At 36.7% G+C, this 21,182-nt stretch carries 14 protein-coding genes and 1 pseudogene; 10 read left to right on the plus strand and 5 right to left on the minus strand.

What is annotated here, in order from left to right:
• Nucleotides 1-19: 19 nt before the first annotated feature.
• Complete coding sequence (locus FJR71_RS09170; RefSeq protein WP_140814755.1) at nt 20-1,285, minus strand: MFS transporter; 1,266 nt, start codon at nt 1,283-1,285, stop codon at nt 20-22.
• Nucleotides 1,286-1,890: 605 nt separating this feature from the next.
• Nucleotides 1,891-2,754, minus strand: coding sequence for a helix-turn-helix domain-containing protein (locus FJR71_RS09185; RefSeq protein WP_140814757.1), 864 nt, complete (start codon nt 2,752-2,754; stop codon nt 1,891-1,893).
• Between the two features lie 224 nt (nt 2,755-2,978).
• On the opposite strand from FJR71_RS09185, the gene FJR71_RS09190 reads away from it, so the two are divergent.
• From FJR71_RS09190 to FJR71_RS09215, 6 genes and pseudogenes are all read left to right on the plus strand, one after another.
• Nucleotides 2,979-5,180, plus strand: coding sequence for an ABC transporter permease (locus FJR71_RS09190; RefSeq protein WP_140814759.1), 2,202 nt, complete (start codon nt 2,979-2,981; stop codon nt 5,178-5,180).
• Between the two features lie 4 nt (nt 5,181-5,184).
• Entirely contained in the window at nt 5,185-5,841 is a 657-nt protein-coding gene (locus FJR71_RS09195) for an ATP-binding cassette domain-containing protein (protein ID WP_140814762.1), read from the plus strand.
• 65 nt (nt 5,842-5,906) lie between these two features.
• Complete coding sequence (locus tag FJR71_RS09200) at nt 5,907-7,922, plus strand: bacteriocin-associated integral membrane family protein (protein WP_140814765.1); 2,016 nt, start codon at nt 5,907-5,909, stop codon at nt 7,920-7,922.
• Between the two features lies 1 nt (nt 7,923).
• Nucleotides 7,924-8,556 carry an ABC transporter ATP-binding protein gene (locus FJR71_RS09205; protein ID WP_140814767.1) on the plus strand — a complete coding sequence of 211 codons (633 nt, stop codon included), beginning with the start codon at nt 7,924-7,926 and terminating at the stop codon, nt 8,554-8,556.
• Between the two features lie 408 nt (nt 8,557-8,964).
• On the plus strand, nt 8,965-9,153 hold the full coding sequence (locus FJR71_RS09210) for a hypothetical protein (RefSeq protein WP_000171299.1): 189 nt from the start codon (nt 8,965-8,967) through the stop codon (nt 9,151-9,153).
• A pseudogene (locus FJR71_RS09215) lies at nt 9,146-9,757 on the plus strand (Fic/DOC family protein). Before FJR71_RS09210 ends, FJR71_RS09215 begins: the two are co-directional and overlap by 8 nt.
• A 202-nt stretch (nt 9,758-9,959) precedes the next feature.
• Here the strand turns inward: FJR71_RS09215 and FJR71_RS09220 are convergent.
• Complete coding sequence (locus FJR71_RS09220; protein WP_172605130.1) at nt 9,960-10,808, minus strand: helix-turn-helix domain-containing protein; 849 nt, start codon at nt 10,806-10,808, stop codon at nt 9,960-9,962.
• A 534-nt stretch (nt 10,809-11,342) separates the two neighbouring features.
• Here FJR71_RS09220 and FJR71_RS09225 point away from each other — a divergent pair.
• Entirely contained in the window at nt 11,343-11,573 is a 231-nt protein-coding gene (locus FJR71_RS09225) for a hypothetical protein (protein WP_045760127.1), read from the plus strand.
• Between the two features lie 321 nt (nt 11,574-11,894).
• On the opposite strand, the gene FJR71_RS09230 is transcribed toward FJR71_RS09225, so the two are convergent.
• Together FJR71_RS09230 and FJR71_RS10055 are read right to left on the minus strand one after the other, a co-directional pair.
• Nucleotides 11,895-13,871, minus strand: a complete 1,977-nt coding sequence (locus FJR71_RS09230; RefSeq protein WP_140814768.1) for an LPXTG cell wall anchor domain-containing protein — start codon at nt 13,869-13,871, stop codon at nt 11,895-11,897.
• A 449-nt stretch (nt 13,872-14,320) separates the two neighbouring features.
• Nucleotides 14,321-16,045, minus strand: a complete 1,725-nt coding sequence (locus FJR71_RS10055; protein ID WP_140814770.1) for an LPXTG cell wall anchor domain-containing protein — start codon at nt 16,043-16,045, stop codon at nt 14,321-14,323.
• 328 nt (nt 16,046-16,373) lie between these two features.
• On the opposite strand from FJR71_RS10055, the gene asnA reads away from it, so the two are divergent.
• The 3 genes from asnA (at nt 16,374) to FJR71_RS09250 (ending at nt 21,176) form a co-directional block, all read left to right on the plus strand.
• Nucleotides 16,374-17,366, plus strand: coding sequence for an aspartate--ammonia ligase (gene asnA, locus FJR71_RS09240; protein ID WP_140814772.1), 993 nt, complete (start codon nt 16,374-16,376; stop codon nt 17,364-17,366).
• Nucleotides 17,367-17,556: 190 nt separating this feature from the next.
• Nucleotides 17,557-18,831, plus strand: coding sequence for a histidine--tRNA ligase (gene hisS / locus FJR71_RS09245; protein WP_140814774.1), 1,275 nt, complete (start codon nt 17,557-17,559; stop codon nt 18,829-18,831).
• Between the two features lie 563 nt (nt 18,832-19,394).
• On the plus strand, nt 19,395-21,176 hold the full coding sequence (locus tag FJR71_RS09250; protein WP_140814776.1) for an MFS transporter: 1,782 nt from the start codon (nt 19,395-19,397) through the stop codon (nt 21,174-21,176).
• Nucleotides 21,177-21,182: the final 6 nt, after the last annotated feature.

The following is a 21,182-nucleotide window of genomic DNA, read 5'->3' on the forward strand; positions in this document are numbered from 1 at the left end:
CTATAATTATTTAACTAATTTAAAATTCCCTTTCTATATACTTTGAACCTTTAAATGTATATAAAATTGCCACAAAAACTAATGACATATATATTACTGCAATATAACTATACGGTAAGTAAATCACTAAGGTAGAAAACAGTAACCTTGATACAATATCTCCTATTTGGAAATATGTCACCATCCCTCCAAATATTGTAGCTAACTTCGTTTCATCAATATTATTAAATATGATAGTCCCCAGTTTAGGATTTAATGCACTAACTAATACACTTGAAAGAAATGATGATAATATAATTAAATAAATATTTTGAAAGTAAAAAGCAACAAATGAAAGAAAAACAGTGGTCAAATTCATTTTTAACAAGGTGCCTATGGAAAGGTTTTTAAATTTTTTACTAATCAGAATTAAAGTACCCCCTAGTATTCCTCCTGAAACAGTGCTAATGCCCAAAAGTGAGATCGTAGTCGCAGAATTAATAATTGTCAAATTAGAACCTTTAGAAAGATTAACAACAACTAATGGCGTGAGAATTGCCAAACTCCCATTAAGAATTGGTATAACAAGTAAAGCAGCCTTCATGTTACCGATACTAAATAGATGATTAATTGAGAGCTTTAAATTTGAAACAACCTCAGAAAACGAAGATTTAAAATCAAATTTTGATATCTTACTGGTCGAGTTCATCTCCTCATAATAATCATTAATCTGATTTTTGATAACTAACATAATTAACAGGCTAATAGCAAAAGTTAGAGAATTTATAAAAGCTAAGTGAGAAAAACTTAGAATAGTGATTAAAAACGCCCCAAATGATTGATTTACAATATTCATCGTAGAAACAACTGTCTGCCTAAACGCCATAGTTTCTTCTCTTTCTGACTTTTTCACTATTCGATTAGAAATTGGATAGAAAAGACCATTTTCAAATTGTCCCAATGTATCTGCAACAAGGTTAACTATACTAGCAAATATGACTACTATAATAGATGGCTTAAAATTCATAACCACAGCAACCAATAAATATAGAACCACCCGTAGCCATAACGTTTTAATAATCATCTCCACTTTATTAAGCGTTCTATCTGCAATGATACCAAAAAATATTGTAAATAAGATAGGTATAGTCTCAGATATATTTACGATTGAAATGGCTAAATTACTGTCCTTAATCTCCGTAACATAGGTCATGAGAGCTATAAAATATAATGTATCCCCAAAATTTGATATTAAATCTGAAATCAGAACTTTCAGATATAGTTTATTTTTTAAAATTTTTCTCATATGTCTCCATTAGTATATACTTTAAAACTTCACTGCATAAAAAACATTCTATCCAATGGGGAGGAAGCCCCAGTCCTTTGTGCCATTAGAGCTAGAACTATCCCTGAAACACCATTTAGCAATCCAAAATTAATATAATCAATAACTTTATCAAAATTTACACCTCTAAAATATACGTCACGCTCCATAAATATGTTTAGATTTTTTTAGTGCCAGTTTTAAATAGTCAATAGCGTCTTCTTTGATTTGTTTAGATGATTTAGACATAATTAACCTCTTAATAAGTTGTTCTATACTAAGTATTATATCAATTTATGTGATAATTTCTCCAAATTATCCTTGCTATCCTAATATCATTCCTAAGAGAATCAAAGATTTATGACTAAATGGATAGATGATTACGAATATAAGGTTAGGGGATTAGAGAATTTTATCAATATACTTTATAACACAAGAAATCAAAATGTTACCAAATTAGAACGGGAAACAAAATCAGTATAGTTATTTGAAATACCATGGAAAAATTATAAGGCTGATAGTATTAATTTCACTATCAGCCTTACAGGTTATTTAACGTTTCAGAAAAACTATAATGTCAAGATTAATTAAACAGTATCTAATTCTTTCAAATAATTTTCTATCTTCATCAACATTAAAGGATTGTTATAAATCTTACATAACTCTCTTGCTTCTATATAATAATTTTTGACTTGTTCTTTGTCTAGAAATTTGGCTCCAGCATTTCCTACAAGAATAAGTAGGGGAGCCAGTTGGTAGCTTGTCTGTCTTTGTTTACAGAGTTCAATCGTCTCAAGAGCTTCTTGGATGGCTTCGTTATATTTTTCCTTTGATACTAAATAGTGAGCATAGTTATGGCGAACTCTAATATAACCAAACAAAAACTCTTGATGATCCAAATTTTTTGTCTGATATAACTCCATTAAATGTGAGTAGTTCTTTTCATAATCTTCTTCACGACCAACAAGGGAGTAGAAATTAGACAGTGTGTTTAATACTTTTAAGTAAATCAGAGTAGTTGAAGATACTTTGGATAATATATTTTCCAATGAAGAAATAGCCTTACACTTACTGTCATATTGATAGAAGTCAATAATAGCTTTAATCCATTCAAGGTAAGTTCGGTCTTCTAGTGTTAGAAAAGTACTTCGTTCAATCTCTATTCTATAAATATATTCCAAATCTTCATAATTTCTGTCATCTAATAGTCGAGCAGATAATTGCTTGAAATTAGAGAGGTTAGATTTAATTTCAATTTGTTCATTAAAAAAATAATCTAATGGTACTTCAAGTCGTTGTGAGAGTTTGAACAAAAGGTCTGCGGAGGGAATGAAATGCCCTCTCTCAATTTTACTAATCTGGCTTTGTTCACAAATTCCTTCTGCAAGAGTTTGTTGGGAGAGTCTCAACTCTTTTCTTTTCAATCTGAATTTCTCTGCGAGTGTATTCATTAAAGATAATAAACCTTCCTATTTGCTTAATTTTATTATAAAATTTTTAGTTCAAAATAACAAGTTAAAGGAATAAAATATTATTTATGGTAATAAAAATAAAAAAAAGTCCAAGAAACAATAAAAATTGGCTAAATAAAAATATATATGTTAGAATAAAAACAAGGAAACAGAAAGGGTTTTCATTGCGTGAGAAAAAAACGTGGAATTGTAGGTGAGTACGTATGACATACAAAAACATGTTATTAGGTAAAATGAAATACTTAATCCTGTTTTTGATTGCCATCCAGAGTGTCTTACTTGCTCTGGTGGCAATTTTTTTAGCAGGTTTACAGTATCAACAGTCATGGCAGAGTTATAATCATCATTCCGGGACCGTAACAGTTTATCTTCAGAAGTTAACAGAAGAGCAATCACAAGATGTATTTAATTATTTTTTAGAACAGAGTGACTTGTCCATATGGACAAAACGTTCTGAAGGTAATGATACAGGAGAAGGTCTAAATAGGATTTATATAGACATCCTTGGTAGCTCTGCTGGTTTTTCAGATTTTGAAAGTACGGGTAAAATAGTTGTCTCACAACAACAATTTGCAAATTTATTATCTCATAGTGATAATAGTATGACTATTGGACTTGACAAAGGCTCAAATAATATGCTTTACGAGCTTCCAGATTTATTATTTAGCACACCTGTAGTCATTGAACGATTAGATTATACTTTCCAAAACACTAATACGATTAATGGGATATACCATATCAATGGTCTCCACGATGATGTCTCAAGAGATAACTTTCTGTTGCGTCTTTCAAAGATGTCAGGTATTTCTGTTGAGGATTTGACAAAAGAAAGTTTTGGAAGTAGTACTGATCAGGGAATTTGGGGAATAATACTTGCTATCAGCATCTTAGTAAATGCCTTCATTTTACTGATCCTATTCTTAATCTGTGTTCTTCAATCCTTTAAACATTTCGGAACATTGATTCTTTTAGGATGGGATAGAAAAGAATTATGGTCTGCTTTTTTCAAAAATTCTCTACTATTTTCAATCTACATTATTCCAATTATCTCTTTATGTAGTTGGTTGTTGTCAGGCTGGTCTAGTTTTGGTTTATCATCGTTTATTCTAGTTTTTGCTGGAGTCAGCCTCTCAGTCTTGTTGCTACTATTGATATTCATTATTCCAACAATTATTGTTTATTCGGTTTCTCCATTAGCAGCAATTCATAAACGATTACCAATGAAGCCTTTAATGGTAACCTGCTTGTTATTCTATACCTTGGTGGCTGGTTTGTTAATCGCAGTCAGTTACTCTTTAGATGCTCCAATGAATCAGTTTATTGATAATATGAAAGTATCTAGGGAGTGGAAGAATGTTGAAGATATGTACGTTATATCCAGCTTTGTTGAGGGAGATGATGTAGGTACATATGCAGGAACTACAAATTCCCTTGAGCGTAGTATGTATAACTTTTACCAGCGTATATCTGAGCTTCCAGGTGTCTATATTGCCCAAGGACAATTTCTTAATCAGAAGTCCCTTGATGCAGTCTATGGGACATACCAGCATGTCCCTAAAAAACCATTTTGGTATTTGAAATTCTCCTATAATTACCTGCAAGACCTAGGTATTCCCCTAAGTGATGAAGAGTTGCTAGAGATGAGGAATGGTACTCGACTTTATCTTCTACCTAACACGCTCAATACAGAAGAACTTGAGGTGATGAAGGCGTATTTACAGGAAAGTGTCACTGTAAAACCGGGAGATTTACAAACTAATTTCACAGAAAATCCGAAATTTATGTTCAAGGTTTATCAACCGTCTCGACCAATATTTACTTGGTCAGATTCCATTTCTTATGGTACAACTAGTGAGAATCCAGTTATTTTTGTCTCAACACCAGAGAATTTATACTTCATGGAGTCGGCAAACTTAGTTGTTAGTGGCTATAATGGTCTTTTGAAGATTCGTGATAGGGAAACGATGGAACAGGTAGTGTCCGTTTTAGAAACAGAATTTCCAGATTTAACGGATAATCGGTTGAGTTTTACAACTGTCAAGAACTTTATCAATGGTCTTCAAAAAGATCTGAGTTATACATTTTATCTTTTCGGCACGATCATAGCGATTATCATAATTACGATGATGGCTATTTTCTGGAGTTTTGTCTTAATGTACCGCTTGTTATTTAAAGAAAAATTGTATGTTCAATACTTTATGGGATTCTCACCATGGAAAAGATATATTGGTGTGCTTTCTCTCATTATTAGTTTTTCTGTGATGGAACTAATCGTTTCTATCTTAGTGGGTTCTAAGTTGGGAGTATTCATGACACTAGCTACATTTGCTTTTCAGATAATGCTTCTTTACTTCAGTTTGTTCCGTAAAGAAGGAGAGAGTATCATACAATTATTTAAGGAGTAATCTCATGTCTAGAATTTCAGTACAAAATGTATCAAAACAATTTGGTTCAAGAGAAATTTTCAAAGACTTAAGCTTTGATATTGAGGAAAATGAATTTGTAGCTTTAGTAGGACCTTCTGGTTCTGGAAAATCGACTATCCTCAATATGATTGGACTATTGGATACTGTTGACAGTGGTAAAATCCTAATCAACGGAAAAGTTTTGCCTAAGGTAAATTCGCAATCAGCAGTTCATTACCGAAGGAATGTCATCAACTATCTTTTTCAATCCAATGCACTCATTTCTACATCTAGTGTGAAAGATAACCTGATGCTTGCCATGACTTTTTCGAATTTCTCTAGACAGGAGAAGGAGCAGAGAATCAAGGAAACGCTAGAATTTGTTGGTCTACAAAATCGGTTAAATAGTAAAATCAATGAATTATCGGGAGGTGAACGGCAGAGAATTGCGATTGTGAGAGCTATTTTAAAGCCCGGAGATATTGTCCTAGCAGATGAACCAACCGGATCGTTAGATCCTGAAATGTCTCAAAAAGCATTCGATTTGATTCGAACTTTGAGAGATCAGTTTGGTAAAACAATTTTGGTTGTTACGCATAACATGGAGCAAGCACGGCAATGTGATAGGATCATTTCACTGGAGTCGGTTCTTTCAAATTAACTCAACCATTATTAGCAGTTGATACGGTTACTTTTTATGGAATATCGAAGGCGGAGAGTTCAAACATGAAAAAATTATTTATACTCATATCCAACCTGCTTGCTAGTTTGTTCTTTGTTTGGGTATTTACCATTTGGACTGATACATATGTCTCCCTTTATTACCCCAACGTTGTTGTACGTGATTCTTCCCCTGAAACAACTTTTCAGCATGTTGCTACACGCTTGGAAAAACTAGCAGAAGAAACGGATAGCTTTATTGCGATTCAACACCAAGATCTTAACTCAGAAGGTACTACAGTTTTTTCTTATACGACCTTTGGGGACGGAAAGTTGCCTGATGGGCTTCAGGAAAAAAATCTAGAAGATGCTCAAAGTAGTAGTGTTGAAACAAACTATTTTGTATTCGATGGACACCTAGATATTCACTTGCTAAGGGAGGAGCTAAGTCAACTTGGCTTGACTAACATGCACCTGATAATTCCATCTAAACTATCTACGTTAATGGCTATCTTTAGTAACGGATTTCAGTTAATCAGTCTATTGATTTTCATCTTAACCTTTGTAGCACTGACTTTAATTAGTCAAATTAGCCAATTACGGTCGTCGGGCATTCGCCTCATTTCAGGTGAGAAACGGTGGTCCATTTTCCTTAGACCAGTTGGTGAGGATTTGAAAGGGATAGCTGTTGGTTTCAGTTTAGCTGGCGTGCTCGCCATTCTTATGCAAAAAATTCTGTCGCTTCCAACGCAATCCCTAATGACCATAGGAGAAGGCTTGCTCAGTTATAATCTCATCTTGTTGTCGATCTCCCTGTTTTTCGCTCAACTCTTCGCAGTTGGGATAAAAAAGATACACCTGATGCAGATTATAAAAGGGCAAGTGCCTGTCAGAGGAATCATTAGTTTGATTTTAATCGGTCAACTATTTGCGATTATTATTGTAACGCTGGGAATAGGGAGTAGCTTAAAGTATTCCCAAGCCTGGCAACAGCATCGGATTGGACAAGAGGTTTGGAGTCAGGAAAGGCAACTGATTATCCTATCTATCAGTCGTGACGGAACGAGTCCTGGTTTTGATGAACAAGCTCAAAGGAAACTCAGAACTTGGTATCAATTGATGGATCTGGCTGTTTCAGAACAAAAGGCTTTCTTATCTAGACACCAGTTAATTGAACGTACTTTGCAAAATGGCATGGCTTCCTCTAAAAACTTGACAACCTCTACAGAATGGCACGATTACAGCCCGAATGGCAATGTCCTTATCGTCACACCGCAATACTTGGAGCGTCAACACATTCCTGTAGATACAACTATTGAGCAAAAGATGAATCACCTTGATGTAGGGGAGTTTGTCTTATTGCTGCCTGAACACCTCCGTTCAGAGGAAGAACATTATAAATCTGTTTTTGAAGACGACTTAACCAGTCGCATGTCTAGTCAAGATGAACGACAGCAAATGACTGCTACGGTAGGTTATTTGGAATCAGGTCAGGATCGATTTGTGTATAATACGACCCCTATTTCTTACCAGCAGTTTTTGAAAGATCCAATCATCATTGTTATAACACCCCAATCAACTGGTCCACAGTCCATTTTCTTTTGGGTAGACGCAGTACAGAACTACGTTCTCTTTAATCAATTGTCTGATGCCCAGGAGCTTATCCAGAGACAAGGCATTGAAAATTGGGTCTCAGAAATGCAAACAGGTTACCACAACTACATCACATTATTGGATAATATCCAGAGGGAACTTTGGGTAATGCTAGCAGGAGCTGTGCTTGGGATTGCAACTTCAATCTTGTTGTTTAACACTATGAATAGGCTCTACTTCGAAGAATTTAGACGTGCCATTTTTATCAAACGCATTGCAGGTCTCAGGTTCTTAGAAATCCATCGCACTTATCTCTTTGCTCAACTGGGTGTGTTTTTACTGGGATTTGTTGCGAGTGTATTTCTTCAGGTAGAGATAGTAGTTGCTTTCTTAGTCTTGTTACTCTTTACTGGTCTATCTCTTTTACAGTTACATGTCCAAATGCAGAAAGAAAACAAGATGTCCATGCTTGTTTTGAAGGGAGGTTAATATGATTGAACTTAAACAGGTGAGTAAATCTTTTGGAGAACGAGAGTTATTTTCGAATCTTTCAATGACATTTGAGGCTGGAAAAGTCTATGCCTTAATTGGTTCAAGTGGTAGCGGAAAAACAACCTTGATGAACATGATTGGGAAATTAGAATCTTATGATGGGACGATTTTTTACCGAGGTAAAGACTTGGCCAAATATAAATCGAGTGATTTTTTCCGTCACGAATTGGGCTACCTCTTCCAGAACTTTGGCTTAATTGAAAACCAAAGTATTGAAGAAAACCTTAAGCTAGGTCTCATTGGTCAAAAGTTGAGTCGGTCGGAACAGCGGTTGAGGCAGAAGCAGGCTTTAGAACAGGTCGGCCTGGCTTATCTTGACTTAGATAAGCGCATCTTTGAGTTATCGGGCGGAGAATCGCAACGGGTTGCCTTGGCAAAAGTTATCTTAAAGAATCCACTCTTTATTCTGGCAGATGAGCCAACAGCTTCAATAGACCCAGCAAACTCTCAGTTGATTATGGAGATTTTGCTATCTCTTCGAGATGATAATAGGCTAATCATTATCGCAACACATAATCCGGCAATTTGGGAGATGGCTGATGAAGTGATCACGATGGATCGTCTGAAATAAAAATCCTTGTTTTTAATTGCACGATGAGTTACTGAAATATTATCATGAATCAATAATTGGAGTTAATTTAGAATTGTACTTTATTAATATTGAGGTAACTTTTTCTTGATAAAGGAAGAAATAGTGGAGAGGAAGTTAGAATGAAAAAATTCGACAATTATATTATTGAGAAGCCTTGCGATTCTAATTCAGATAAACTGCAAAAAATCTTAATAATTGAAAGTTTGGTAGATGATATTTTGCAATTTTCTCTCAGAATCAATAATAGTGTAGGAGAGATTTTCCTCCTACAACCGTTTCATAAGTATTAATCTATACGCTTACATATATCTTTTGGTCTCTATCCTTTTAGGTAAAAATACCGATTTTATGGTATAATAAAGATAACGTTATACAAGGAAGTGTGCCATGACTCTTGATGTAAATAAAGAAGAATTAACAATTTTAGGGATTCCCTTTGATAACTTTTCAGATTTCGATACCGTCTGGTATGCTATTGGGTCATCAATGATTGAAAATTATGAACCTACTGTTCAAGATGTGATTGATTTAAAAACTTATGTTATCAACAAACGAAAGGAATTGAATATTGGTTAAAAATCAATACGAAGGCTATGAGTACATTGACCCCAATCACCAATATACCTATCCAAATTCCACAGTCTTAATCAATAAACAAAATGTTACAAATATTGAAGAAGCCTACCGAAATGAACACTTATTCGTTACTAAAAGACTTGCAGATTTGCGTTTGAAAGCCATTAAAGTCTACTCCATGAGTAATATTTTAGCCATTCATAACTATTTGTTTCAAGATGTTTATGCTTGGTCAGGACAATATCGCAAGGTGAATATCTCTAAAAGTGGTAATCCTTTTATGTCGATATAGTCGTTTAATGCTGCGGAATCTTATATAAATCATCTCATTCATTCCTATCATCAAACTGCCAACTCAAGAGATGAAATCATTAAACATTTAGCAAAAATTCTTGATAATCTTAATTATTTCCATCCCTTTCGAGAAGGTAATGGACGAACTCAACGGGAAGTTATTCGTTCCTTAGCACTATCAAAAGGGTATTCTGCACAAATACGAGTGGAACAAGATGATGAAATTTACAACCTTTATATGGACGGAACTGTCTATGGAGAATTATGGAAATTAGAAAAATTATTTGATAAAATATTAAAAGAAATATAGGTTGTAATACTTGATAATTACAGAAAAAAATTTATTAAGCTAAAAGCCATTGAAACGTTGATTTCAAAGGCTTTTTTCTTTTTGCCAAATGCGAACTATTGTACTGTATTTCAATTCAAACTCTAGCTTTTTAAGATGGCAAAACATTCATCGTTATCCATCGAAGAAACTTCGCCTTTTTCTACGATTCTTAATTAGAAACTCATTTCTTGAAATAGCGCTTCACATCTGACCTACATGCTTCCAACAACGTTATTTCATCAGTTAATTCGAGTAACTGCAAGCCTTCATCAACTAGCTTTTTATCACTTAAACAAATTCCAAGTGTCACTTTAGCATTTCCTAGAAAATCATATCGCTTACTTTTTTTGGCCGTATCTAACAATAGATAACTGATACTGGTACACTTCTCCAGCAAACCATTCCACAGAAAAATACTAGCTAAATTTGAGAGTAATTTATACTTGGTGGGAAGAATCTCTGTATAATCAGAGTAATCATTGAGCCTATCTATAACTTCATCACAGATAGAAATCACTGTTTCTAGTGGAAGTGTAAATAAAATAACGACAATTAATTTAAGGTCACTATGATACCAGGCATCCTGATTTTTAATTTCGTTCCATGCATCCATGGCCATCATTCTTACCTTCTCATCTGGACCAGATTCTCGCAAACAAAGAATGACATCTACTCTTTTTAATATATTTGACACAGGAATGTCATTAGGATATTTTTTTAAATAAGTTACACTCTTATTCTTCAGTTCCAATAATTTATCATTTGATCGATAGGCATTGTTATCTTCTGCTAATAAGATAATTTCTTCCCTATCGGAGTGGTGGTAAGAATGGCATATATATCGAAATTCTTCGAAATCTAAGCCAACTTGCTTTAGAAGATGCTCCATCAACTCAAAACTAGGTACCACTTGGTTCGATTCAATACGCGATAAATGCGCTCTTGAAATGTAACCCTGGCAAACTTCCTCTTGACTAATATGTTTTGATTTCCGTATTTTTTTATAGATCGTACCGTAATCCCAACGCATAACAACTCCACCTCTAATTATGTGTATATATGTGACATTTTTACATTTCGATATATATTTAGTATATCATATATATTAAAAAAAGAGGGGAAAACGTGAAAAAATCACTATTTATTCTTTATAGTATCACTCCCACTCTTCAATTTGTTAGATAGTTGGCGATGGTGGGGATTCCATTAATTGAAGGGATGTGTCCATAGATGAACAAAAGAAGCTTCAAAAAAATGTTTCTAATATTTATTTTAGGTATCATTGTAGGTCTATTCTTAATCCCATTACTTAGACCACTTATAGTTGATTGGCTAAAAACTATATTTGGTTAATAGTAACGATAACCTTATTTAACAAAAAAGTTTTCCCTTTTATTTTTTAATAGCATTGTTTTGACAAATTAACTTCCACGTTTATTGGCGGTAGAAGTTGGTTTGAGAATTTAGCACTTTGATGACCTTAGATCCTTATAATCCTACACGTACAGGTATGACTTTTAGTTTTAGATATTCTCATTAGTTTAATTAAAGGAGGGACTGTGTTATGGTAACTAAGTATTACAAGTATATTCCTTGGTTGGTTTTAGGAGCTATTGGATCTTATGAGTCCGCAACTTATTTTGGACATAGTACATTTGATATACTGTATTTATCTATTGTTTTTATGATTGTTTACGTAGCTTTGTTCATTCTACACGAAAAATATCTGAAATATAAATATAAAGAAATATTTACACAGATTATGAGCAATCCTGAAAAAGATCATCATCCCTAGTAAGAAGTTAAGTAGGGGTTCAATACGAATCAATACATAAGAAAAACGCTGATTTCAAGCGTTTTTTCTTTTTGCCTAATGCGATATATTGCACTGTATTTCAATCCAAACTCTACCTTTTTTGGATAAATTTCAATGAATATACTAGCTTATAGAAAGAATTTAAAAACTATGACTTTCCGAAAAAGAGTCATTTTCCGGAAAGTTGAGTAATGTAAAAAGATGTGTATGAAAACATTAATTTAAGATTTCTTCAATTGTCAAATTAAGCTAGAAGAAAAAACCTCTAGCTATTAGCTAGAGGTTGCGATTTAGTCAGGTTTATTGATTTGAAAGTTTACGTTTCAATAAGATAGCACCTGATAGAACAACTGCTCCTAGGACAATGAATCCAGTAGCTGCGACTTCACCTGTACTTGGGAGAACTTTCTTCCGACCTTTACCGTTGCCATCGCCGGTACCTTCAGTTGTTGAAGATGATGGAGTTGGGTTTGGAGTAGTCGTCACTTTAGTAGTCGGTTCTTCACTTGTAGTAGTTGTTGTAGTCGTGGTTTCGCCTGTAGTAGTTGTTGTAGTCGTGGTTTCACCTGTAGTTGTCGTGGTTGAAGTAGTAGTCGGCTCTTCAGTTGTCGTAGTCGTTGAAGTAGTAGTCGGCTCTTCGGTTGTCGTAGTCGTTGAAGTAGTAGTCGGCTCTTCAGTTGTCGTAGTTGTTGAAGTAGTAGTCGGCTCTTCGGTTGTCGTAGTCGTTGAAGTAGTAGTCGGCTCTTCAGTTGTAGTTGTTGTTGAAGTAGTAGTCGGCTCTTCAGTTGTAGTTGTAGAAGTAGTTGTAGGCTCTTCAGTAGTTGTTGTAGAAGTAGTTGTAGGCTCTTCAGTTGTAGTAGTTGTAGAAGTAGTTGTGGTTTCTTCAGTTGTAGTTGTTGTAGAAGTAGTTGTGGTTTCTTCAGTTGTAGTAGTTGTAGAAGTAGTTGTGGTTTCTTCAGTTGTAGTTGTAGTAGTTGTAGAAGTAGTTTCTTCCTTCGGATTCACAATCGTTTTGGTCACTGAATGGTCTGCTCCAAAATCTTCAACATTAACCACAGTATCAGCTTCTTTGATGATATGACCTGAAGGGGCTTCAATTTCAGTTAAGATATATTTATCTTTCAACAGTTTACCAACGGCAATATTACCATTTTCGTCTGATTCAAACTCACCGATAACTTGATTATTAGCTTGACGAACAACTCTAAACTTAGCACCTTTAAGTGGTTGGTTAGCATCATCGACTTTATGAATATTGATTGAGTAAACATAACCAACACCAGCACCACCAGCAATTTGAACGGCAGCAGCATTCGTTACATTTTTGGTTTCAATACCTAGACCTTTAAGAGTTGCTTCATTTTTCAAGACCTCTCCGTCGGCTGGATCATAATTTAAACGAACATTATAAGAAATACGATATTGGTCATTTTCAGTAACATCGCCTAAATCGATAACAAATGATTGACCATCTTCGCTAATGGTAATCTTATGTTGGTCTGTTACATCAACTCTATCAGAGAATACCCATTCGCCAGTATCATAAGAGAATTTACCTTTAATAATTTTAATGCTATCTTTTTCGTATGAAGCATTCGTAAATTGTAAGTGATCTTCGAGTGTGGCATTCTTAATATTTTGCTTTGTACGATTGACAGAAATCGTGTATTGGACTTCCCTTTGGTCCCCTGCGTTTACCCAACTAGTCTTTGTTAGAAGTCTAGGATTTCCATCACCTATACCAGTAAATGAAACTTTACCAGCAACTTTTGTTTCTTTGTTAATGGTGATTTCTACTGGAACCTCACCTTTTTGAGGGTGTTTTTTGAAATCGATACGAGCGTAAAAGAAGAATGATCCGCTGGTATCTGAGTGTTTTTCAACATAATCCGTATAGGTAATTGTAATGGATTTATTATCTGGGCTTACCTCAGCATTTGCGATAACTTCCTTCGTATTTATATCAAGAATTTGAAACGAAGTGTTAGTAATCATCAAAGCATCTGGAACAGTAACTACAGTTGAATCTCCTGCTTTAACATTTTTTCCAGACAAATCATAATCAGCGTTGATTCGGAAAGTTGCCCACTGTTGTAAGTCCCAGTCGAGAACACCTCCTTCGTTATTTGATACTTTAATATTTTGGATTGTATCAACAAATTTTCCAGATACTGAAACCTCAGGAGTTTCTGCAGAGATTTTATTCCAATTAAATGTAAAAATCGCAACTAATAAACAAAGAATGAACGGAAAAATCCAACTTTTCTTTTTGTCCATTTTTACCTTCCTTTTTCATAAACTTGGGTGTTTTATAAAAATCATTTATTTACACTTTTATAAGGAAGAGTGTAATAAAATAATCGTTTATAAGACACACGGCTACAACATAACTTTGTAGGAAATACTGTTTAATATGCAAGATCACGTTGGGATTTGAAATCAAAAATATTTTCTACAAAGTGAATTATATCACAAATAAAACAATGTATCAACCCAAAATATGTTTGTATATTATAAAATCATATCAAAATATAGCATAAATTGATGAGGTGAGTTATATATCCAATTTTAATAGAGATGCATATATTAGAGTGGAGCAAATAATTTTGAAGTTTATTTTAAAGAGTTAAGGATTAGAAAAAGGATTTACCTCTAAATTAGAAGTAAATCCTTTTAAAACCTTTTGTCAAACCTTAAGATAAATTAGTAAGTTAAAATACAGACCGCTAGTTATTAGACATTTTACGTTTCAATACAATAGCACCTGATAGGACAAGTACTCCTGAGAATACTAGGCCAGTTGCTACGACTTCACCTGTACTTGGGAGAAGGACTTTGCGTCCACCACCGTTACCATCTGCATTTCCGCCAGGGTTTCCTGGTGTTGTGGTTGTACCATCCTTACCTGGTGTAGTTGTGGTTGTGGTTGTTGCATCTTCACTTACTGTAGTAGTTGTGGTTGTTGCATCTTCACTTACTGTAGTAGTTGTGGTTGTTGCATCTTCACTTACTGTAGTAGTTGTGGTTGTTGCATCTTCACTTACTGTAGTTGTAGTGGTAGTTTCACCATCACCTTCACCTCCACCATGGTTATCTGGATTTTCCGGAGTTGGTGTGGTGGTGGTAGTTGTTGTAGGTTCCTCGGTTGACGAAGTAGTTGTAGTTGTTGTAGGTTCCTCGGTTGTTGTAGTTGTGGTTGTGGTTGTTGTAGATTCCTCTGTTGAGGAAGTAGTTGTAGTTGTTGTAGGTTCCTCGGTTGACGAAGTAGTTGTAGTTGTTGTAGGTTCCTCGGTTGATGAAGTAGTTGTAGTTGTTGTAGATTCCTCTGTTGATGAAGTAGTTGTAGTTGTTGTAGGTTCCTCTGTTGAGGAAGTAGTTGTAGTTGTTGTAGGTTCCTCGGTTGATGAAGTAGTTGTAGTTGTCGTAGGTTCCTCGGTTGTTGTAGTTGTTGTAGTTTTATCACCATCAACACCACCATCTGCTCGAATATTTGATACAGAAGAATTCTTCTGTATTGCCACAACAGCTGCTTCACCTTTTATACGATACCAAGCTTGGCTATGATTTTCAAACTTAGCTTGATCAGGATTTGTTACTTTTGTTTTATATATAACTGTGAAACCAGTTAGTACGGCGTCCTCTTGAGGAATTTTAATTGAAATTTTTCCAGTTTGCGCATCTGCAGTAAATTGAGCATCAGGAAAATCTTTTAAAAAGTTTGTAATCGCATCAGATCCACTATAATATCCCGACTTTTTACCTGTTACAATAATCATCCAACTATCTGTCTCCAGAGTGTGGCCTGGCTGAATTTGATCTTCTACGCGTACTTCATCATCAACATCCACCTTCATATTATTGATATTTAAGCTCCATAGAATATGATCAGGATCGTTAGCTTTCATGTCCCCGGCCTTTAAGTAAAATGGTGCAGAGGACTTTCCGGTAGCTACTTTCTTGACGGAAATCTCCACCGTTTTGGTCCCACTCGTGATACGAAAACTACCAGTATGTTCTTTCTCGGTATTGGTTTCATTGTGGGCTTCGATTTCAAACTCCCCCCAACCACGAATGTTTTCAAGATTGGTTATTCCGTCATTGAAGGTCACTTTGGCTTCTCCATCAGTGATTACCATATCTCCTACATACGTACCTTCAATCGTTAATTTAATGGTTTTCTTAAATCCAGCCCCATGAATTGTTCCTGAATTTGGCCAAGTTACTTGGAGGGTATCTCCCGACTTAATTTTTTGAGCATGCTCGTCAAAAGTGAATTTAACAGTTGTTTGACCTCCGTTATACAATTCGTTTGATGAAACAGTTAATGAGCTGACATTATTGCTAACATCAGCTGCTTGCACCACTTTTTTTGGAGTGATGAGAATTAGTAGTAACGGTAAAAACGCAATAAATAGAAGCTTAGGCAGTTGTCCCTTAAAAATTCTTTTCATTTTTTCCAATATATCTCCTAAATTTTTAAAATCATTGTTTGTGTCAAGTACACGTTATAGGACTTTTTGAAAATTATTTAAAGATTCTCCTTCCTAAAGTTTTTAGTTATAAAACAATCCTATGTAGTGAATTATATCACAAGGTATACCAGGTTTCAATACTATAACTTTGATTATTTAAATTAAATAGTAGAAACAACTTAATGTGTTGTGCATTAAATATCAGATAATTGGAATTGACTCTTAAATAAATTGTCGAAAACGGTAAGTATTGCTTTTTCTCTAAAAAAGCGTATAATCAAAATCATACTATTTAAAGGGAGTCTCTATGAAGAAGAGTTTTATTCACCAACAAGAAGAAATTTCATTTGTAAAAACAACGTTTACTCAATATTTGAAAGACAAACTAGAAGTCGTTGAGGTTCAAGGTCCAATCTTAAGCAAGGTAGGAGATGGGATGCAGGACAACCTATCCGGTGTGGAAAACCCTGTCTCTGTAAAGGTCTTACAAATTCCTAATGAAACTTATGAAGTGGTTCATTCCCTTGCAAAATGGAAGCGTCATACCTTGGCGCGGTTTGGCTTTGGGGAAGGGGAAGGTCTCTTCGTCCATATGAAGGCTCTTCGTCCAGATGAAGATTCTTTGGATGCGACCCACTCAGTTTATGTTGACCAATGGGACTGGGAAAAGGTCATTCCAAATGGGAGCCGTAACCTAGCTTACTTGAAGGAAACAGTTGAAAAAATCTACAAGGCCATTCGTTTGACGGAGTTGGCAGTTGAAGCTCGCTATGATATTGAATCGATCCTGCCGAAGCAAATCACCTTTATCCACACAGAAGAGTTGGTAGAGCGTTATCCTGACTTGACACCGAAAGAACGGGAAAATGCCATCACCAAAGAATATGGAGCTGTCTTTTTGATTGGGATTGGTGGCGTCTTATCAGATGGCAAACCGCACGATGGACGGGCACCAGACTATGACGACTGGACAACAGAAACCGAAAATGGCTACAAGGGCTTAAACGGGGATATCCTTGTTTGGAATGATAACCTAGGGGCGGCATTCGAATTATCTTCTATGGGGATTCGGGTTGATGAAGACACACTCAAGCGCCAGGTTGCTATTACAGGAGATCAAGATCGTTTAGAATTGGAATGGCACCGCGCGCTCTTGAATGGCCTCTTTCCACTAACTATTGGAGGTGGGATCGGTCAATCGCGGATGGCTATGTTCTTGCTTCGTAAGCAACATATCGGAGAAGTCCAAACCAGCGTCTGGCCGCAGGAAGTTCGCGAACAATATGAAAATATCTTATAAGATAGTTGAAAGTAAAGCAACGAAAGAAATCGAGCCTTGCATGTGATGCGGGCTCTATTTTTAAGGGCTGGAGAAGTTACCTTTTTCTATTCCTGATAGGCTTGTAGACTGATTTTATCGCTTGAGCGCTGTCACGGACTATAAATTATGATAGAATAAATAGTACAATGCAAGCAAAGGAGTGGTGTCTATGAAATTACAAAAACCAAAAGGAACCCAAGATATCCTGCCACAGGAGTCCGCTAAGTGGCAATATGTAGAAGGATTTGCTCGCGAAACCTTTAAAAAATACAATTATGCAGAGATCCGTACACCGATTTTTGAGCATTACGAGGTGATTAGTCGTTCGGTAGGGGATACAACGGATATCGTGACCAAGGAGATGTACGACTTTTATGACAAGGGAGATCGTCACATTACTTTGCGTCCGGAAGGGACAGCACCAGTGGTCCGCTCCTATGTTGAAAATAAACTCTTTGCACCAGAGGTTCAAAAGCCAAGCAAGGTCTATTATATCGGTCCCATGTTCCGCTATGAACGCCCTCAGGCTGGCCGTTTGCGTCAATTCCACCAGATTGGAGTAGAGTGCTTTGGATCTAGCAATCCTGCAACGGATGTTGAGACGATTGCCATGGCTGACCAATTCTTCAAAGAGATTGGCATTGAAAATGTCGTCCTCCACTTGAATACCCTTGGTAGCACAGCTAGTCGGGCAGCTTATCGTCAAGCTTTGATCGACTACCTCCTTCCAATGAAGGACCAACTTTCAAAAGATAGCCAACGTCGTCTAGAGGAAAATCCGCTCCGCGTCTTGGACTCAAAAGAAAAAGAAGACAAGCAAGCGGTTGAGAATGCTCCATCTATCCTGGACTATTTAGACGAAGAAAGCCAGGCACACTTTGATGCCGTACGGGCTATGCTAGACGGTCTCGGAATTGACTATGTCATCGATACCAATATGGTACGTGGCCTAGACTACTATAACCACACTATTTTTGAGTTCGTGACAGAAGTGGATGGGAATGAGTTGACCGTTTGTGCGGGTGGTCGTTACGATGGCTTGGTAGAATATTTTGGTGGACCAGCAACGCCAGGTTTCGGTTTTGGGATGGGACTTGAGCGTCTCTTGTTGATCCTTGATAAACAAGGAGTTGAGCTTCCTGTTGAGACATCATTGGATGTCTACATTGCTGTGTTGGGTTCAGAAGCAGAAGTAGCTGCCTTGGAATTGGTTCAGGCCCTTCGTCGTCAAGGCTTCATCGCAGAACGTGATTACCTAGGCCGTAAGTTGAAGGCTCAGTTCAAGTCAGCTGACGTCTTTGGGGCCAAAACTATCATTGCCTTAGGTGGTAGCGAGGTTGAAAGTGGGCAAATCACCGTCAAAAACAACCAGACTCGCCAGGAAGTGACCACGTCCATCGAAGAAGTAAAAAATGATTTTCAGACTATTTTGAATCAACTATAAAAAGAAAAGACGGATGCCGAGAAGGTATCGGTCTCAGATTGAAGGAAAAATTCTTAGAAACTTTCCTTAGGTGAGTACGGACGTCAGCGAACTTCGTAGAAGTTCGCTGACTTATTAAGATACAAAGGGCGTCTGCGGATACAGTCAAAATAGGAAGTTTGACGCAGAATCTTGCGATTTTAGGAGAACTTATCTTTTTGACACAATCCGCAGCCCGTGTTCAATTAGTTTTGAACCCCTTCGCTTTTTAATTTCTATGCTCAGGCTAAAACAGTTTCCCAAACTGTTTTACTTTCAAAACTCCCGAATGCTTGAAACACCACTGTTTCAAGCATTTTTCTCACAGCGGAAAGTTTCAGAGATTCTTAAATGACTCAAAGTAATAGAAGTCAATTTTTTGAAAAATTATCTAGCTATTTTAAGTAAAAAATAGTCTGTCTTTTTTGTCTGTCCTCTATTTTCTCCTTGTGGAGAAAGCTGACAGTTGGGTCCATTTTTGATATACTAGTAGGGTATGCATGTGCTCTCAAGCATTTGCAAGTCTAGTAAAGGAAAAACAAAGTATGAGTGAGAAAGAAAAAGAATCGCATAAACTTGGCTTAAGTGTCGGGTCCAGTTTTCAAAATACTCAAGAGCTACGAAAGGTATTGGAACAATCGATTAGTCGGGAAGAAGAAGTTTTGACAGCTAGTCAACCGGTGGAATCAGAGCAGAACCAGGAAGAGAGCCAGGCTGCTGGAGAAGCGATGGAAACAGAAGCTTCGACCGGAACTCTAAGTCGCCTATCACGATCTGGTCATCGTCGCAAAGAGAAGGTTGAAGCGAGATCGAAAGAACAAGAGGATGTAGAAGAGACATTGGAAGAGCAAGAAGATGAAAAGTCGTTGGGGCGCTCTGCCACTAAGCGACCAGTTCCCTTGTCACTACCAATTGCTTTTAGTGTCCTACTTGGGCTGGTCCATGTAGCCCTTCCTTTTATTAATTTACTGGCGACCAATCAACAAACCCAGGACTTATATGCCGGTTGGGCAATGTCTCAAGGTCAAGTTCCCTATGGTCATTTCTTTGGGGTCAATGGTTTGCTCTACTACGGGATCGGCGCTTTAGGAAGTTTGGTAGGAGGTCAAGTTCTCCTGGTGGTCTTCCAGATTTTAGCCTACTTTTTTGCTGGGACGAGCCTGTATCGGATGGTCAGAAGCTTAGTTGCAAGTGAAAAAATTGCAGGACAAGTTCAGCTACTCTTCTACCTTCTTGCTGGAGTGCTTGGCTTTGGTGGGAACTATGCTGTCTTTTACGCCCTGCCCTTCCTATTTGGCTCTATGAATTTCATTCTCGCTTATCTAGAGGGTGAGAAAACAGATGAATCCTTTGTCGCTTATGGCGCAGGAGCCTGTTTGGCCTTTATGATGGTGCCATGGCTAAGTGTGATTTTTTATCTGCTTGCTTTTCTTGGATTGACAGCCTATCATGTGAAGCAAAAGAAATTTGCCCACGGTTTCTATCAATTCCTTGCTACCCTTTTGGGATTCTCAATTCTCTTTTATCCTTTAGGGTATATTACCGTGTGGAACGGCTCTTTTGGATATGCGATTCATCAGACCCTGTATAGTCTTCGCTCCCTCCAGTTTGATGCGGGGCACCTATTTGCCAACTTAGTTTATTACTGTTTATTGCTGTTAACGCTTGGTTTTGCTTCAGCTTTCGTCATGTCCTTCCGAAAAGTATCGACAAGTGGTCAACGTTTGATCCGGTTTATGAGTTGGTTTGGTCTTCCGCTAGTTGTTGCAATTGTGGTTGGTACACCAGAGCAAGGGGCCTATCAGTTCCTTAGCTTGTTACCTTTTGGTCTTCCCTTATTCGCTCTTTGGTTTGCCGGGGATGAGTCCACTTATCAGCGCCGGAAGATGAAGAATAATTCTATCTGGGAGCTTTATTTCTCCAGTCAAGCCTTCCTACCGATCTTAGCAATAGGTTATTTAGTTGGGTATCCAGTTGTGAATCAATTGGTTCTCCAAAACAACCTAGCGAGTGAACGAAGTACGATTGCCCACTATATCAAGAGTCATAGTGATTCCAAGGATACCATCTATGCTTGGGATCAGACGGCCCATCTCTATCAGGAAAGTGGTCGCTTGGCCGCTTCAGCCCTTCTAACTCCGACAGCCTATCTGGGGCCGAAGGAAAACCGAACTAATCTGACGAATCAGATTAAGCAAGACAAGCCGAAGTTTATTGTGGTCAATAAGGACCTAGATGTAACGTCTGCTATGCAAAAGGTTTTAACCCAAAGTTATGAAAAAGTGAACCTGCAGGGTTCGCAGTACACCTTGTACCAATATAAATAGACTATC

The sequence above is a fragment of the Streptococcus xiaochunlingii genome (assembly GCF_006385805.1).
GTDB lineage: Bacteria > Bacillota > Bacilli > Lactobacillales > Streptococcaceae > Streptococcus > Streptococcus xiaochunlingii.